The following is a 16,722-nucleotide window of genomic DNA, read 5'->3' on the forward strand; positions in this document are numbered from 1 at the left end:
CCGCACCGGCACACGTCGTCGAGCACCCCGTAAGCACCCCGTACGACCACACCCGCCACAGAGCCCCGCGCGGCCGCACGGACCCCTGGACGGTCTTCGCAGCCGGACCGATCCCGGACGGCAGGCAGCGGCGCCGGCCCCGGCTCGCGGGTCACGAGGCGGGCGGCACCGCCACCGGCGGCTCCAGGCCAACATAGCGCGCGGCGGGTCGGATGATCTTCGAGTCCTCGGCCTGTTCGAGAATGTTGGCGCTCCAGCCGACGACCCGCGCCGCGGCGAACGTCGGCGTGAACATCGTGCGCGGCAGACCGCACAGCTCCATGACCACGCCCGCGTAGAACTCCACGTTCGTGTGCAGTTCCCGGCCCGGCTTCAGTTCGGCGAGGATCGCTTCGACCTGGCGTTCGACCTCGACCGCGAACTCCACCAGCGGTCCGCCGAACCCCTCGGCGATACCGCGCAGCATCCGTGACCGCGGGTCCTCCGTGCGGTACACGGGATGCCCGAAGCCCATGATCCGGTCCCCGGCCAGGACCCGCTCGCGGATCCAGGCGTCGATGCGGTCCGGAGTGCCGATCGCGTCCAGGGTGTCGAGCGCACGGCTGGGCGCCCCGCCGTGCAGCGGACCGGACAGCGCTCCCACCGCGCCCACCAGACAGGCGGCGACGTCGGCGCCGGTCGACGTGATGACGCGCGCGGTGAAGGTCGACGCGTTGAATCCATGATCAATGGTGGAGATGAGGTACTGCTCCACCGCACGCGCGTGCGCCGGGTCCGGCTCCGAACCCGTGAGCATGTACAGGTAGTTGGCGGCGTAGGACAGATCCGCGCGGGGCTCCACCGGTTCGAGCCCCTCGCCGAGCCGGTGCAGCGCGGTGAGCATCGTGGGGACCACGGCGGTCGCGGCGAGGGTGTCCTCGCGGCGCCGGTCCGTACCGATGTCGTAGACGGGCCGGAATCCCCGGGAGGCGCCGAACAGCGACAAGGCCGTGCGGAGCCCGGCGAGCGGCCCCGACAGCGAGCCGGCCGCGGCGATGGCGGGCAGGGCCACGGCCACCTCCGGCGGGAGCGCGCGCAGGGCGGCGGTCTCGCGGGCGAAGGCCGCGGAGCGCTCGGCGTCGGGCAGTTCGCCGTGGATCATCAGGTGCCAGACGTCCTCGAAGCCACGGTGCCGCGCGAGCTCGACGGCGGAGTACTGGCGGTAGTGGTAGAAGCCCTCGCGTCCCCTGACGTCCCCGAGCGCGGTCTCGGTGACGACGACACCGGCGAGCCCGCGCGGTACGTCGACGACAGGGGTGGCCGTGGTCCCGTTGATCGGCATGATTCCTCCCTTTACTTGATTCGACTGTCCATGCTTGACTCGGTCTCTGTCAATATTGATTCAATCAACTTGTTGTTGTCCGGATACGGTGACGCACATGAGGGATCACGAACCGGAATCACCGGCCGCCCACCAGGCCCGTCGGCTGAGCACCAGGGAGACCGCCGACCTGCTCGGGGTGAAGCCGGAGACCGTGTACGCGTACGTGAGCCGGGGCCAGCTCACGAGCCGGCGGGGCGAGGGGCGGCGCGGAAGCACCTTCGACGCCGCCGAGGTCGAGGCCCTGGCCCGGCGCAACAGGCGGGAGAGCACGACGGGTTCGGCGGCGAACGAGCTGACGGTGCGCACCCGTCTCACGCTCATCGAGACCGACAGGTACTTCTTCCGGGGGGTCGATGCCGTGGAGCTCGCGCAGCGTCACTCCTACGAGGAGGTGGCGGAGTGGCTGTGGACCGGGACCCTGTGCCCCGGCGCCCGGTTCATCGCACCGAAGGAGTCACGCGCGGCAGCCCGCCGCGCCGTCGCCGCACTGCCCGAATTCACCAGCCCCGTCGACCGGTTGCGGGTCGCGGCGGTCGCGGCGGCCACCGCGGACCCGCTGCGCTACGACCTGTCCGAGGAGTCCGTCCTCGGCGCGGCCCGCTCCCTCATCCCCACGCTCGCGACCGCCCTGCCCCTCGTGAACCCCACCTACGCGGACGGGGAGCCGATCGCGCGGCGCCTGTGGGGCCGGCTGACCCACCAGGTGCCCTCCGACGGGTCGGTGCGCGCGCTGGACATGGCACTCGCGCTCCTCGCCGACCACGATCTCGCCGCCTCCACGCTCGCCGTCCGCGTGGCGGCGTCGGCGCGCGCGCACGCGTACGCGGCCGTCTCCGCGGGCCTCGGCGTCCTGGAGGGGCCGCTGCACGGCGCGGCGAGCGGTCTGGCCCACCGGATGCTCCTGGACGTCCTGGAGCGCGGCGGCGCCGGTCCCGTGGTCTCCGACGAACTGCGGGCCGGGCGCCGCGTCCCCGGGCTCGGACACCGCCTCTACCCGGGCGAGGATCCACGCGCACAGGCGCTGTTCGCGGCCCTGGAGGAGCTGCCCGCGGCGCGGCCCGCGCTGGCCGCGGCCCGCGACGTGGTGGCGACGACGGCCCGCCACACCGATCTGCACGCCAACGTGGACCTCGCGCTCGCCGTGTTCACCGCCTCCTTCGGGATGCCGGCCGAGGCGGGCGAGACCCTGTTCGCCGTCGCACGGACGGCGGGCTGGATCGCGCATGCCCTTGAGGAGTACGGCGAGCGTCCTCTCCGGATGCGGCCCACGGGCCACTACGTGGGCGTGCGTCCGCCGCAGCCGCTGCCCACGCCTCCGGGTCGGGAGTGATCCGCACGGCGGATTAGGCTGCCCTGCGTGAGTACGTGCACGACCGCCTCCCGGGAACTCGACGAGCCTCTCGCGGGAACCGCGGCCACCGCCCGGACCTGGCTGCTGATCGAGCAGTCGGGCCCCTGGGGCGCCAAGGCCCTGACCTCCAGCCATCTGGACCCCGAGGTGGGCCGAGCCCTGGAGGCGGCCGCCGACGGCACCGGCGTGCGGGTCGCCCTCGTGCGCCGCCCCGGCCGGCACGCGGACCGCCACGGGCAGCCGCGACGGCAGGTCTTCGTCGCCCACACCGTCCCGGGCGACGCCTGGCTGCGGACCGCGACCGTCACGGCTCCCGAAGAACTGCTCACCCTCGACTTCGCCGCCCTGGGGGCGGGCGTCCACGGCGGTTTCGGCGCCCCGCACGAGGGCGCCCCGCTGGCGCTCGTGTGCACGAACGGAAAGCGCGACCGCTGCTGCGCCGTCCTGGGCAGGCCGCTCGCCACGGAACTCGCGCTCTGCGGGGAGGAGGGCGTCTGGGAGGTCACCCATCTCGGCGGGCACCGCTTCTCCCCCACCCTCCTGGTGCTGCCGTACGGCTACGCCTACGGGCGGGCCACGGCCGCGGAGGTCAAGGACATCCTGGAGGCCGTTCGCGCGGGCCGCGTGATCACCGAAGGGTGCCGGGGCAGCTCCGCCTGGGACCGCCCGGGCCAGGCGGCGGAGCTCGCGGTGCGCCGGACCGTGCACGAGGACGCGGCCGACGCCCTGACCGTCGTACGCAGCGAAGCCGCCGTACGTAACGACGGAGGCCCGCCGTGCTGGGAGGTGACGGTCGCCCACGTCGACGGGCGCCGCTGGCAGGTCACGGTGGCCCAGGGAACGTCGGCGCCGGCGCGGCCCGAGAGCTGCGGGGCCGCCCTCGGGTCCCCGGCCCGCATGGACGTCGTGGCGATCAGGACCGTTCCCGCGCGCCTCGGCTGACGCCGCTCCCGCTCCCTCGGGCGACCGCGTCCCGGCGCTCCCCGGCCGACACGGGGAGCCCGGGACCGTACGGCTGCCGCCGCAGGCCCACGGGGACGGCTCCGGTCCCTATGGGGACGGCCCGGGCCCGTACGAGATCCGCGCCACAAGGTCTTCGGCGGGGGCGCACGGGCCCGTAGCGTTCGTCCCCATGAGCACCACTCCGCCCGTCCGTCGCCTGCGCTTCGGCCTGCCCAGGCGCATGTTCGCGCAGGTCCTGGTCATGCAGCTGGCGGTCGCCGCCGGTGTGGCCGTGCTCGCCACCGGGCTGTTCCTGGCCCCGTTGGGCGACCAGCTGGACGACCAGGCGATGCGCCGGGCGCTGGCCATCGCACAGACCACCGCGGCCCAGCCGGGGATCGCCGACGACCTGCGGTCCACGCGGCCCACGGCCGGCGGGCCCGTGCAGTCCGCGGCCGAGCGGATCCGGCGGGCGAGCGGCGCCGAATACGTCGTGATCATGAACAAGGAAGGCGTGCGGTGGTCGCACACCGACACGGCCCAGATCGGCGAGGTCGTCTCGACGGACCCCAGCGAGGCGCTGGAGGGCCACGAGGTGATGCAGATCGACGACGGGACCCTGGGACGCTCCGCACGCGGCAAAGTGCCCCTCAGGGGCCGTGACGGCGCCATCGCGGGCGCGGTGTCGGTCGGCATCGAGTACGACACCGTCCGCGCCCGCCTCCTCCACGCGATCCCCGGCCTGTTCGCCTACGCGGGCGGGGCACTGGCCGTCGGCGCGCTCGCCGCCTACGTGATCTCCCGCCGGGTCCAGCGGCAGACGCGCGATCTCGCCTTCTCGGACATCGCCGCGCTGCTGGCCGAGCGCGAGGCGATGCTGCACGGCATTCGCGAGGGTGTCGTCGCCCTGGACCGCGACGGCCGGATACGGCTGCTGAACGACGAGGCGCAGCGGCTGCTCGGCCTCGGCCCCGCGTCGATCGGCGAGCCGCTGGAGACGGCCGTCGGCCCCGGGCGGACGACCGACGTGCTCGGCGGCCGGGTCACGGGCACCGATCTGCTCGCCGTGCGAGGCGAGCGCGTGCTCGTCGCCAACCGGATGCCCACGCACGACGGGGGCGCGGTCGCCACCCTGCGCGACCGGACCGAGCTGGAGCAGCTCGGCCGCGAACTCGACTCCACGCGCGGCCTGATCGACGCGCTGCGCGCTCAGGACCACGAGCACGCCAACCGGATGCACACGCTGCTGGGACTGCTCGAACTGGAGATGTACGACGACGCCGTGGAGTTCGTGGGCGAGGTGGTCGGTGACCACAGGGCGACGGCCGAACAGGTCACCGAGAAGGTCCACGATCCGCTGCTGGCCGCGCTGCTCGTCGGCAAGGCGGCCGTGGCGGCCGAGCGGGGCGTGGCGCTGCGGCTGTCCGACCGCACCCTGCTGCCCGACCGGTTGATCGACCCGCGCGGCCTGGTGACCGCGGTCGGCAACCTGGTCGACAACGCCCTGGACGCCGTCGCGGGCACGCCGCACGCGCGCGTGGAGGTCGCCCTGCGCGTGGACGGCACGACCGCCGTGGTGCGGGTGCGGGACACCGGATCCGGCGTCCCCGAGGATCAACGGGAACTGGTCTTCACCGAAGGATGGTCCACGAAGAAGCCGCCCGCGCACGGCAGGCGCGGAATCGGCCTGGCCCTGGTGCGCCGGCTCGCGGAGCGGCAGGGCGGCACCGCCACGGTCGCGGAGGCCCATGGCGGCGGAGCCGTGTTCACGATCGTGCTGCCCGACGCGCTCACCGCACCGGACTCCGGCGAAGGCCAGGGCGAGGGCGACACCGCCGGAGCCGGTTCGGACAGGGGCGCGGGCACCCCGGCGACGGAGGTTTCACGATGAGCGACGGACCGATCGACGTCCTGGTCGTGGACGACGACGTCCTGGTTGCCCGGGTCAACGCCGCCTACGTGGCGAAGGTCGCCGGATTCCGGGTCGCCGGTGAGGCGCACAACGCGGCCGAGGCACTGCGGGCGGTGGAGGAGCGGCCCGGGCTGGATCTGGTGCTCCTGGACCACTACCTGCCCGACGGGACGGGCCTCGACCTGGTGCGCGAGATGCGCCGCCGCGGCCACCAGACCGACGTGATCATGGTGACGGCGGCCCGGGACGTGGCCACGGTGCAGGCGGCGATGCGCCAGGGCGCGTTGCAGTACCTGGTCAAACCGTTCGCGTTCGCGGGGCTGCGCGCCAAGCTGGAGGCGTACGCGGCGCTGCGGCACACCTTCGCGGGCGGCGGCGAGGCCGAACAGGCGCAGGTGGACCGGATCTTCGGGGCGCTGTCGGCGACCGGGGCGCAGCCCCAACTGCCCAAGGGCCACTCGCCGGGCACGGCGGAACTGGTCCGCCGAACCCTGACCGACGCCGAACAGCCGCTGTCCGCGCAGGAGATCGCCGAACGGACCGGCCTGAGCCGGCAGACCGCGCAGCGCTATCTGAAGCTGCTGGAACGCACCGGCGGCGCGAAACTGACGCTGAAGTACGGCGACGCGGGCCGCCCCGAGCATCTCTACGTCTGGGCGAACCCACGGCCGGGCGCCGGGGCCTGATAGCGGCCCCGGCGCCCCGGGAACGGCCCCGACGGCCCGCCAGCGGCTGGTGCGGTCCGTCGGGGCCATGGACTCACACGGCGCCGGCGCCGGTGAGCGCCCGCACCTCGGTCTCCGCGTGCCTGGCCTCGTCCGGGGGCTCGTGCGAGGTCACGGTGCCCAGCCAGCCGGCCAGGAAGCCCAGGGGGATGGAGACCAGACCGGGGTTCTCCAGGGGGAAGTACTGGAAGTCCACCCCGGGGAACAGGGAGGTCGGGCTGCCCGAGACCACCGGCGACAGCACGACCAGCAGCAGCGCGGGCAGCAGGCCGCCGTAGACCGACCACACCGCGCCCCGCGTGGTGAAGTTCCGCCAGAACAGCGAGTACAGCAGCACCGGAAGGTTCGCGGACGCGGCCACGGCGAACGCCAGGCCCACCAGGAACGCCACGTTCAGATCGCGGGCCAGCAGTCCGAGCGCGATGGCGAGCACACCGATGCCGGCCGCGGCGACCCGCGCCACCGCGACCTCGCTGCGCTGCTTGCCCACCGGGTTGCCGTTCCGGTCGCGTCGCCGCAACGACGCGTACAGGTCGTGTGCGACGGACGCCGAGGAGGCCAGCGTGATGCCGGCGACGACGGCGAGGATGGTGGCGAAGGCGACGGCCGCGACGACGGCGAACAGCACCGTGCCGCCGGTGGAGTCGGCGCCGCCGCCCAGGTCGAGGGCGAGCAGCGGGACCGCGGTGTTCCCCGCCGCGTTCGACGCCCGTACCGCGCTGGAGCCGACGATGGCGGCCGCCCCGAACCCGAGCACGATCGTCATCAGGTAGAAGCTGCCGATGAGGCCGATCGACCAGACGACGGAACGCCGGGCGGCCCGGGCGGTGGGCACCGTGTAGAAGCGCGACAGGATGTGCGGGAGGCCCGCCGTGCCGAGCACCAGCGCGAGGCCGAGGCTGATGAAGTCGAAGCGTGCGGTCCAGCTTCCGCCGTACTTCAGGCCGGGCACGAGGAAGTCGGAACCGTGTCCGCTGCGGGCCGCCGCGGCCCGCAGCAATTCGTTGAAGTCACCGTGGAAGCGCGCCAGGACGAGCACCGTCAGGGCGATCGTGCCGCCCATGAGCAGAACGGCCTTCACGATCTGGATCCAGGTGGTGGCCCGCATCCCGCCCAGCGACACGTAGATGACCATGAGTGCGCCGACCCCGACGACCGTCCAGGCCTGTGCGGCTCCGCTCTTGCCGCCGAGCAGCAGCGCGACCAGGCTGCCCGCGCCCACCATCTGCGCCACCAGATAGAGAACGGAGACGGTGACCGAGGACGTTCCCGCCGCGATCCGCACGGGACGCTCCCGCATCCGCGCCGCCACGACGTCGGCGAGAGTGAACCGGCCGCAGTTGCGGACCAGTTCGGCCACCAGGAAAAGCACCACGAGCCAGGCGACGAGGAAGCCCACGGAGTAGAGCAGGCCGTCGTATCCGAAGAGCGCGATCACTCCCGAGATGCCGAGGAAGGACGCCGCCGACATGTAGTCACCGGCAATGGCGAACCCGTTCTCCATGGGCGAGAAGAGCCGGCCGCCGGCGTAGAACTCCTCCGCCGATCCGTGCCGGTTGCGGCTGACGAAGGTCGTGATCCCCAGCGTCACCGCCACGAAGGCGCTGAACAGCACCAACGCCAGAGTCTGATGCGTCCCGGTCACCACTGACCACCCTCGCCGCGGAACGTGCCGTTCGTGCTCGCGGAGCTCGCGATGCCGCGCGTCATCTCCTGGGTGTCCCAGCGCAGATCGAGTGCCGGACGGTCGCGGCGCAGCCGTGCGTGACGCACGTACAGCCACGTCAGCAGGAAGGTGCTGGCGAACTGGCCGAGCCCCGCCACCATCGCGACGTTCACCGCGCCCACGACCTGCTGGGCCATGAGGCCCGGTGCGGTCGTGGCCGCCACCACGTACGCCACGTACCAGGTGAAGAAGACCGCGCACGCGGGGACGACGAACCTCCGGTAGCGCCTGCGTACTTCTTGGAAGGCGTCGCTGCGCTGCACTTCCAGGTAGATGCCCGCCGCGCTCCGCTGTTCCGGCACGGGCTGGGCGGGTACGGCGGGCGCCGGCGCACCCGTGCCGTCCAACTCGCCCCATCCCGAGGCCAGCGCGTCGTACCAGGGATCGCCGATTCCGCCGCGATCACCGGCCCGGGGCTGCGCCGTCTCGCACCCGTCTTGCTTCTCCACCGAACTCTCCTTGTCCGCGGCCCACTGCGACCGCGTGCCAAGGATGGACAGATCGGGAAGATCCTGGACTCAGCTCACAAGTCGTTCACCCCATTAGGTGATGGCGAAATGCGGTTGGTTTCCAATGGGTTCGCAAGCCCGTGCCGATAGGCGTATCGCACGGCCTGTGCTCGGTCCTTGAGGCCGGTTTTGGCGAACAGATTATTGATGTGCGTTTTCACCGTCGCCGTGGAGACCTGGAGCGCGCGGGCGATCTCCTGGTTCGTCAGGCCGTCCGCGATGAGCCGGACGACCTCCGCCTCGCGCGCCGTCAGCCCGTCCGGCGGCTCCTCCGGTCCGCGCGGTGCGACGGGCTCGGACCGGGCCAGTCTCTCCAGGAGCCTCCGCTGGATCTGCGGGGAGAGCCCCGCGGCACCGGACAGCACGTCCTGGACCGCCTTGACGATCTCGTCCCCGCCCGCGTCCTTGGTGAGATATCCCCGTGCCCCCGCCGTCAGCGCCGGGAAAAGCGACTCGTCGTCGGCATAGGTGGTGAGGATGACGACCTGGGTCCCCGGATGCCCGGCCCGGATCCGCCGGGTCGCCTCCACCCCGTCGCAGCGCGGCATGCGCAGGTCCATGAGCACGACGTCCGGCGCCAGCTCCGCGACGAGCGCCAACGCCTCCTCGCCGTCCCTGGCCGAGCCGACCACCTCGATCCCGGGCAGCAGCCCGAGCAGCATCACGATGCCTTCACGCACCACCGTCTGGTCGTCGACCACCAGCACCCGGGCCGACGGCCCGCCCCGGCGCTCCCCCGCCTCGGCCCCGCTCACAGGGGCACCTTCAACGTGACCACGAAACCCTCCCCGCACGGCCCTGCCTCCAGCGTCCCGCCCAGCAGCTCGGCACGCTCCCTCATCCCCAACAGACCGTAACCGCCACCACTGACAGTGAGCTCGTCGTGCCGCCGGGCCGCTCCCGAGTCCCGTACCTCCAGGGCGACTTCACGCCCCTCGTACGTCAGCCGCATCGCCGTCCTGGCGCCGGGCGCGTGCTTGCGTACGTTCGTCAGCGCTTCCTGCGCGACCCTGCGCACCGCTTGCGAGGCCTCGGCGGGCAGCCGGCGGCGCTCCCCCTCCACGGCGAGGACGGCGCCGTCCTCGGACGCCACCAGGCCTTCCAGGAATTCCTCCAGGGGTGTCATCTCGCCGCGCAGCGCCGACAGGGCCTGCCGGGTCTCGGTGAGTCCGTCGCGCGCCATGCCGCGTGCCGCCACGACCCGGTCCAGGATCTGCTCGCGGTCGGCGCCCCGCTCGATGAGGAGGCGGGCGGCCTCCAGGTGGACGAGCTGTGCGGAGAGGCTGTGCGCGAGGACGTCGTGGATCTCCCGCGCGATCCGTGCCCGCTCGGCGAGGGCCGCCGATTCGGCCTCGGCTGCCCGGGCCGCCCGCTCCTGTATCAGCAGGCGCTGCGCGCTTCCTCTGGCCTCGGCGTCCAGCCGCAGGACGTAGCCGGACAGGCAGAGCCCCGCCATGATCGCCGCGGTGGTGAGCCACGGATCCTCGTTGACGACGGCGAACCCGGCGAGCGAGACACCGGTGGCGGGGATCGCGACGAGCAGCGGCAGACGTTGCAGGGCGGTGACCGCGCAGCCGCACCACAGGAGGGTGGCCGGCCCGAGGAATCCGATGCGGTGCGCCACGACCGCGGCGAGCAGCAGCAGGACGAACAGGCCGAGCGAGGGCCACAGCCGGTGGGCGAGGGTCGTCCAGTAGAAGCCCCAGGTCGCCGCCGCGCAGGCGATCAGCCCGACGGGGGCGGCCGCGACGGCCCACGGCCCGACGTCCCGCTGTGCCACCGCCGTCCACAGCAGCGTGCCCACCAGGGCGATCCGGACGGCCCAGGAGAGCCAGCGCCGGGCGCTGGTGCGCCCCACGCGGGAGAGCGCCTCCCGCGTGGGCCACGACGTCCAGAGAGCGACGTTCACCTGCGAGCCTCCCAGACCTGCTGCGGCGCGGCCACGACGTGTGCCGTCCGTTCCTGCCCGGCCCGCCAGAGCAGGACACCACCGCGGGCCAGGAGCGAGAGGGCGAGGCCCAGCATGAAGGAGGAGCTGCCCAGGTGGACGCCCATCGCCAGCCCGATCCCGATGACGGCTCCGCGGGCCGCGATACCGCCGACCCAGGCGCCGGCGGTGGCCATCGTGCCCCTGGTCCAGACGTCCCCGTGCTCGTCGGCCCAGATCCGGGTGGTGAACGCCCACCCGATCCCTATGCCGAGGCTGACCACCAGCTCGACGGCGAGCAGGACCGCCGACATCGCGGTGTGCCGCGGATCCATCAGGGAGTCGTCGGTGATCGCCACGCATCCGAGGATCGCGGGCAGGAGCCACCACTTGCGGTCCGTCGCCAGGCGCTCGGTCCTGAACTGGCGCACGACGACGAGCGCGACGACGGTGATGATCACGAGAACTTCGGTCGGCCCGGACATGGCTGCCTCCGTGGAGCGGTCGGAACGGAGTGGTTCAACACCGTCGACGCTACGGAAGAGTGCAGGTCAGGGGGATCGGAGCCGGGGTGGATCGTGGGTGGAAGTCGTGGCTCCACCCATGGGTGGAGCCGGCGGAGCGCGAGAGGGGGCGCGCCCAGGGCGCGCCCCCTCTCCTGCGCAGACGGACTCCTGCGCGTACGACCTGGTCGGCCGTCGGTCAGGTGTCGATCAGCCGTCGGTCAGGCGTCGATGCGTGAGCGGTCGAGCGTCGCCGCGGAGCTGCTGATGAACTCCTTGCGCGGCGCCACGTCGTTGCCCATCAGCAGGTCGAACACCTGCTCCGCGGCCTCCAGCTCGCCGATGTTGATCCGGCGCAGCGTGCGGTGGCGCGGATCCATCGTGGTCTCGGCCAGCTGGTCGGCGTCCATCTCGCCCAGTCCCTTGTAGCGCTGGATGGAGTCCTTGTACCGGACGCCCTTGCGCTGGAACTCGAGCAGCGTCTCGCGCAGCTCGCGGTCCGAGTACGTGTAGACGTACTTGTCCTGGCCCTTCTTCGGCTGGACCAGTTCGATGCGGTGCAGCGGCGGGACGGCGGCGAAGACCCGGCCGGCCTCGATCATGGGCCGCATGTAGCGCTGGAACAGCGTCAGCAGCAGCGTACGGATGTGGGCGCCGTCGACGTCGGCGTCGACGAGCAGGATGATCTTGCCGTACCGCGCCGCGTCGATGTCGAAGGTCCGGCCCGACCCGGCTCCTATGACCTGGATGATCGCGCCGCACTCGACGTTCTTCAGCATGTCCGAGACGGACGACTTCTGGACGTTGAGGATCTTGCCGCGGATCGGCAGCAGCGCCTGGAACTCGGAGTTCCGGGCGAGCTTGGCGGTGCCGAGCGCCGAGTCGCCCTCGACGATGAACAGCTCGCTGCGCTCCACGTCGTCGCTGCGGCAGTCCGCGAGCTTCGCGGGCAGCGACGAGGACTCCAGGGCCGTCTTGCGGCGCTGGGCGTCCTTGTGCTGACGGGCGGCGATGCGCGTGCGGGCGGCGGCGACGGCCTTCTCCATGACGGAGCGGGCCTGCGCCTTGGCGTCGCGCTTGGTGGACGTCAGGAACGCCTTGAGCTCCCTGGCGATCACGGTGGCGACGATCCGGTTCGCCGCCGAGGTGCCGAGGACCTCCTTGGTCTGGCCCTCGAACTGCGGCTCCGCGAGGCGCACCGTGACGACGGCCGTCAGGCCTTCCAGGGCGTCGTCCTTGACGATGTCATCCTCGGCGACGCGCAGCAGCTTCTGGGCGCGCAGCACCTCGTTCATCGTCTTCGTGAGGGAACGCTCGAAGCCGGTGACGTGGGTGCCGCCCTTGGGGGTGGCGATGATGTTCACGAACGACCTGAGGGTCGTGTCGTAGCCGGTGCCCCAGCGCATCGCGACGTCGACGGCCAGTTCGCGCTGGACCTCGGTCGGGGTCATCTGGCCGTGCTCGTCGAGCACGGGGACGGTCTCCTTGAAGGTGCCCTGTCCGGTCAGGCGGAGGACGTCGCACACCGGCTTGTCCTGGGCCAGGTACTCGCAGAACTCGCTGATGCCGCCGTCGAAGCGGAAGGACTCCTCGCCCTTGCTGCCGCCCTCGCCCAGGCCGAACTCGTCGCGGACGACGATGGTGAGTCCCGGCACCAGGAAGGCGGTCTGGCGGGCGCGCTGGTGCAGGTTCTCCAGCGAGAGCTTGGCGTCCTTGAGGAAGATCTGCCGGTCCGCCCAGTAGCGGATGCGCGTGCCCTGGCGGGCCTTCGGGACCTTCTTGGTCCTGCTCAGCCGCGCCGTGGTGTCGAACGGCGCGTCCGGGCCGGGCTTGGCGAAGGCGCCGGGGACGCCGCGCCGGAAGCTGATCGCGTGCGTGTGCCCGCCGCGGTCCACCTCGACGTCCAGACGCGCCGACAGCGCGTTCACGACGGAGGCGCCCACGCCGTGCAGGCCGCCGGAGGCGGCGTACGAGCCACCGCCGAACTTGCCGCCGGCGTGGAGCTTGGTCATGACGACCTCGACTCCGGACAGGCCGGTCTTGGGCTCCACGTCGACGGGGATGCCGCGGCCGTTGTCCCGGACCTCGACCGAGCCGTCGTCGTGCAGGATCACGTCGATATGGTCGCAGTAGCCACCGAGAGCCTCGTCGACGGAGTTGTCGATGATCTCCCAGAGACAGTGCATGAGACCGCGGCTGTCGGTCGAGCCGATGTACATGCCCGGCCGTTTGCGTACGGCCTCGAGCCCCTCGAGGACGAGGAGGTGCCGCGCGGTGTAGTTGGAACCGTCCCGGTCTGCTCCGGTCAGCAGCGCTGTGGACGGCACGGACGTTTCGGCGGTCACGCGGTTCGCTCCTCGCTGAATTTCAGATGGGGCCCTCGTGGGTACGGGGCCGGCGTCGGTCGACGCTCAGAGGGTACCGAGGCCTGGTAGAGCCGTTGTCACGCCACCCTCGCCTCCAACCCAGACTAATCCAAGGTCGCATGCGTGTTCGATCCCTCGATGGAGTGAAGCACACATCACGTTCCCTTCCAGGCATGAACCATTTAGGCTCCGGGCACGTCCTCATGAACAACCGGCAAGCCGGCCGGGAGGACCGACCTGACAGAACGCGCGAACCCGTAAGACACGTAAGAGACGCAATACGGCACATTCGCCGCCACCCGGCAGCACCTGGCCGGTCTCGGAGAAATTTTTCGAGAAAAGCCGCGAGCGGGAACGTTTTCGGCCTGGTTGGATGTTGACCCTGGTACGACAGCTCGTCGAGCTAGAGAAGAGGCGACGTGACTACTGTTCTGACCCCCGCGAGCCCGCTGACGGCCGCTGACCGCTGTGACCGTTGCGGCGCCCAGGCATACCTGCGCGTCGTTCTCATCAGCGGTGGTGAACTGCTCTTCTGCGCCCACCACGGTCGCAAGTTCGAGCCGGAACTCAAGAAGATCGCCGCTGAGATACAGGACGAGACGGAGCGACTCACCGCCGCTCCGGCAAGCGCCGAGACCGAGGAACGCTGACGCCTCGCATCCACGACGAGCCAGCTCCGGCACCAGGCCGGTGATCGGGCGGCCACCCCTGCACCCAGGGGCGGCCGCCCGTCCTCGTCTGCGCGGACTGCCTCAGGAGTGCTTGCGCAGCACGCGCAGCACCTCGGAGATCCGCGTGTAGACACCCGGGCTTCCGGCGCGCCCGCAGCCGCTGCCCCAGGACACGAGACCGATCAGCTTCCCGCGGGCGACCAGCGGGCCGCCGCTGTCCCCCTGACAGGCGTCCCTGCCGCCGCGCGGCTCGCCGGCGCACAGCATCGAGGCGGGCAGATACGTCCCGTCGGAGTTGCCGGGGTACGCCTCCTGGCAGACCGAGTCCGCCAGGACCCGGACCTGCGCCGCGCGCAGGGTCCGCGCGTAGTCACCCGCTCCCGTCGTGTCACCCCACCCGTAGACCTCGGCCTTCGTGCCGGGCTCGTAGGCCGGGTCACCCTCGTCCGCCATCGGGAGGACGTATCCCTCGGGCAGCGGAGTGGCCAGGGTGAGGACCGCCACGTCTCCGGAATTCGTCGAGCCGTCGTAGTCCGGATTGACCCATGCCTCCCGGACGGGGATCTCCGCACCCGTGTCGGCGCGCAGGTCGGTGCGCCCGGCGATCACCTTGAGGTCGCGCACCTCGCTGCGCGCCACCCCCAGCACGGTCCGGCTCATGCAGTGCGCCGCCGTGAGCACGGTGGTCCGCGCGACGACCACACCGCCGCAGAACTGCCCGGCGCGTGTACCCCCGAACCGGTCACGACTGGAGAGGGCTACCGTCCACGGGCTGTCGGACACCTGGACCTGACGGCCGCCGATGATCCCGCCGTCGGCGGCCGCGGGTACCGCCGAGGACACGGGCAGCACGGCCGCGGCCGTCAGCACGCTCAGCGACACGGTCAGCGCTCTCGCGAAGGGACGACTCATTCGGTCTCCTCACTCTCAGTTGCAGTGGCACACCCACAGTGATTCACCGGAGGGGCGCACGCACCGCGAGGATCGGCCCACAGTCCCGTACGCGGAAGGCCCGGCACTCTCCCTCTCGAGAGGAGTGCCGGGCCTTCTGGCGGCCGTACAGGGGCCTGTGACTAGTCGAGGTAGTCGCGCAGGACCTGCGAACGCGACGGGTGGCGTAGCTTCGACATCGTCTTGGACTCGATCTGGCGGATGCGCTCGCGCGTGACGCCGTAGACCTTGCCGATCTCGTCGAGGGTCTTCGGCTGGCCGTCGGTGAGACCGAAGCGCATCGAGACGACGCCCGCCTCGCGCTCGGACAGCGTGTCGAGGACCGAGTGCAGCTGCTCCTGGAGGAGCGTGAAGCTGACCGCGTCGGCCGGGACGACGGCCTCGGAGTCCTCGATGAGGTCACCGAACTCGCTGTCGCCGTCCTCGCCCAGCGGGGTGTGCAGGGAGATGGGCTCGCGGCCGTACTTCTGGACCTCGATGACCTTCTCGGGGGTCATGTCGAGTTCCTTGGCCAGCTCCTCCGGGGTGGGCTCGCGGCCCAGGTCCTGGAGCATCTGGCGCTGCACACGCGCGAGCTTGTTGATGACCTCGACCATGTGCACCGGGATACGGATGGTGCGGGCCTGGTCGGCCATCGCGCGGGTGATCGCCTGACGGATCCACCAGGTGGCGTACGTGGAGAACTTGTAGCCCTTGGTGTAGTCGAACTTCTCGACCGCGCGGATCAGACCGAGGTTGCCCTCCTGGATGAGGTCCAGGAAGAGCATGCCGCGGCCGGTGTAGCGCTTGGCCAGGGAGACCACCAGGCGGAGGTTGGCCTCCAGCAGGTGGTTCTTGGCGCGGCGTCCGTCCTCGGCGATGATCTCCAGCTCGCGCTTGAGCTTGGGGGCGAGCTTGTCGGCGTTGGCCAGCTTGTCCTCGGCGAACAGACCGGCCTCGATGCGCTTGGCGAGCTCGACCTCCTGCTCGGCGTTGAGCAGCGGGACCTTGCCGATCTGCTTCAGGTAGTCCTTGACGGGGTCGGCGGTGGCACCGGCGGCGGCGACCTGCTGCGCGGGCGCGTCGTCCTCGTCCTCGTCCGACAGGACGAAGCCCTGGCCCTCGGGGGTCTCCTCGTCGCCCGCCTTGGCGGTCGCGGGGGTCTCCTCGGTCGCCTCGTCCTCGAGAAGCTCGTCGTCCTTCTTGCCGCCCGCCTTCTTGACGGCGGTCTTCTTGGCGACCGTCTTCTTGGCGGTGGCCTTCTTGGCCGTGGTCTTCTTCGCCGCGGCCTTCTTCGCGGGCGCGGCCTCCTCGGCGGCGACCTCGGAGACCGTCGACTCGGTGGTGGTGGTCGCGGCGACCCTCTTGGCGGTGACCGTCTTGGCCGCGACCGTCTTGGTTGCGGTGCGCTTGACCGGACTCTTGGCTGCGACGCTCTTACGAGGACGCTTGGGCTCAGCGGCACTGACCATCAGCGTCACACCCTCTTCCTCGAGGATCTGATTGAGGCTGCGCAGAACGTTCTTCCACTGAGTGGCCGGAATCTGGTCGGCCTCGAACGCACGGCGTACGTCGTCGCCGGCGATCTGGCCATCAGCCTTTCCCCGCTCAATGAGCGCCATGACAGAGACGGACTCGGCGATCTCCGGCGGGAGCGTACGGGATGTGCTGGCCGACACGAACAACCTCTCGGAACGTTGGAAAACGGCTTCCGGCCCCGTCCTGTGTGGACCGGAGCCGACGACCGCCGGCTTGGGGATGGGCCGACGTCGTGGGCGGGGACCGGGGAGATAGTCA

Annotated in this window: 14 protein-coding genes; 5 read left to right on the forward strand and 9 right to left on the reverse strand. The window is 71.5% G+C overall.

The features are described 5' to 3' along the window. Positions 1 to 151 precede the first annotated feature (151 nt). Complete coding sequence (locus ACIP5K_RS18380; RefSeq protein ID WP_401410675.1) at positions 152 to 1,321, reverse strand: citrate synthase/methylcitrate synthase; 1,170 nt, start codon at positions 1,319 to 1,321, stop codon at positions 152 to 154. A 97-nt stretch (positions 1,322 to 1,418) separates the two neighbouring features. Between ACIP5K_RS18380 and ACIP5K_RS18385 the strand changes: the two genes are divergently transcribed. From ACIP5K_RS18385 to ACIP5K_RS18400, 4 genes are all read left to right on the forward strand, one after another. Beyond that, positions 1,419 to 2,693: a citrate synthase gene (locus tag ACIP5K_RS18385; RefSeq protein WP_401410677.1), complete on the forward strand. Its 1,275-nt coding sequence runs from the start codon at positions 1,419 to 1,421 to the stop codon at positions 2,691 to 2,693. A gap of 27 nt (positions 2,694 to 2,720) precedes the next feature. Next, entirely contained in the window at positions 2,721 to 3,656 is a 936-nt protein-coding gene (locus ACIP5K_RS18390) for a sucrase ferredoxin (protein WP_401410678.1), read from the forward strand. Between the two features lie 190 nt (positions 3,657 to 3,846). Further along, positions 3,847 to 5,547 carry an ATP-binding protein gene (locus ACIP5K_RS18395; RefSeq protein ID WP_401410680.1) on the forward strand — a complete coding sequence of 567 codons (1,701 nt, stop codon included), beginning with the start codon at positions 3,847 to 3,849 and terminating at the stop codon, positions 5,545 to 5,547. Then, entirely contained in the window at positions 5,544 to 6,254 is a 711-nt protein-coding gene (locus ACIP5K_RS18400) for a response regulator (RefSeq protein WP_401410682.1), read from the forward strand. The genes ACIP5K_RS18395 and ACIP5K_RS18400 overlap by 4 nt, the downstream gene beginning before the upstream one ends. 73 nt (positions 6,255 to 6,327) lie before the next feature. Here the strand turns inward: ACIP5K_RS18400 and ACIP5K_RS18405 are convergent, their stop codons facing one another. The 6 genes from ACIP5K_RS18405 to ACIP5K_RS18430 all read right to left on the reverse strand — a co-directional run bounded on the left by ACIP5K_RS18405 (position 6,328) and on the right by ACIP5K_RS18430 (position 13,303). After that, complete coding sequence (locus ACIP5K_RS18405; protein ID WP_401410683.1) at positions 6,328 to 7,938, reverse strand: cation acetate symporter; 1,611 nt, start codon at positions 7,936 to 7,938, stop codon at positions 6,328 to 6,330. Further along, positions 7,935 to 8,468 (reverse strand): DUF485 domain-containing protein, encoded by a 534-nt coding sequence (locus tag ACIP5K_RS18410; protein WP_401410685.1) that lies wholly within the window; start codon positions 8,466 to 8,468, stop codon positions 7,935 to 7,937. Before ACIP5K_RS18410 ends, ACIP5K_RS18405 begins: the two co-directional genes overlap by 4 nt. 74 nt (positions 8,469 to 8,542) lie before the next feature. Further along, entirely contained in the window at positions 8,543 to 9,283 is a 741-nt protein-coding gene (locus ACIP5K_RS18415; protein ID WP_401410687.1) for a response regulator, read from the reverse strand. Further along, positions 9,280 to 10,437 (reverse strand): sensor histidine kinase, encoded by a 1,158-nt coding sequence (locus tag ACIP5K_RS18420; RefSeq protein ID WP_401410688.1) that lies wholly within the window; start codon positions 10,435 to 10,437, stop codon positions 9,280 to 9,282. The genes ACIP5K_RS18415 and ACIP5K_RS18420 overlap by 4 nt, the downstream gene beginning before the upstream one ends. After that, a complete protein-coding gene (locus ACIP5K_RS18425) occupies positions 10,434 to 10,940 on the reverse strand; it encodes a DUF1453 domain-containing protein (RefSeq protein WP_401410690.1) in 507 nt (168 codons plus the stop codon). Before ACIP5K_RS18425 ends, ACIP5K_RS18420 begins: the two co-directional genes overlap by 4 nt. 239 nt (positions 10,941 to 11,179) lie before the next feature. Next, positions 11,180 to 13,303, reverse strand: a complete 2,124-nt coding sequence (locus ACIP5K_RS18430) for a type IIA DNA topoisomerase subunit B (protein ID WP_401410692.1) — start codon at positions 13,301 to 13,303, stop codon at positions 11,180 to 11,182. Positions 13,304 to 13,743: 440 nt separating this feature from the next. On the opposite strand from ACIP5K_RS18430, the gene ACIP5K_RS18435 reads away from it, so the two are divergent. Further along, complete coding sequence (locus tag ACIP5K_RS18435; protein ID WP_018535956.1) at positions 13,744 to 13,974, forward strand: hypothetical protein; 231 nt, start codon at positions 13,744 to 13,746, stop codon at positions 13,972 to 13,974. Between the two features lie 102 nt (positions 13,975 to 14,076). Here ACIP5K_RS18435 and ACIP5K_RS18440 read toward each other — a convergent pair whose 3' ends face one another. Both ACIP5K_RS18440 and ACIP5K_RS18445 read right to left on the reverse strand, forming a co-directional pair. Beyond that, positions 14,077 to 14,907, reverse strand: coding sequence for a S1 family peptidase (locus tag ACIP5K_RS18440; RefSeq protein ID WP_401410694.1), 831 nt, complete (start codon positions 14,905 to 14,907; stop codon positions 14,077 to 14,079). Between the two features lie 161 nt (positions 14,908 to 15,068). Continuing rightward, positions 15,069 to 16,604 carry an RNA polymerase sigma factor gene (locus ACIP5K_RS18445; RefSeq protein ID WP_401410696.1) on the reverse strand — a complete coding sequence of 512 codons (1,536 nt, stop codon included), beginning with the start codon at positions 16,602 to 16,604 and terminating at the stop codon, positions 15,069 to 15,071. Positions 16,605 to 16,722 lie beyond the last annotated feature (118 nt).

Source organism: Streptomyces sp. NPDC088785 (assembly GCF_044750685.1).
Taxonomy (GTDB): Bacteria; Actinomycetota; Actinomycetes; order Streptomycetales; family Streptomycetaceae; genus Streptomyces.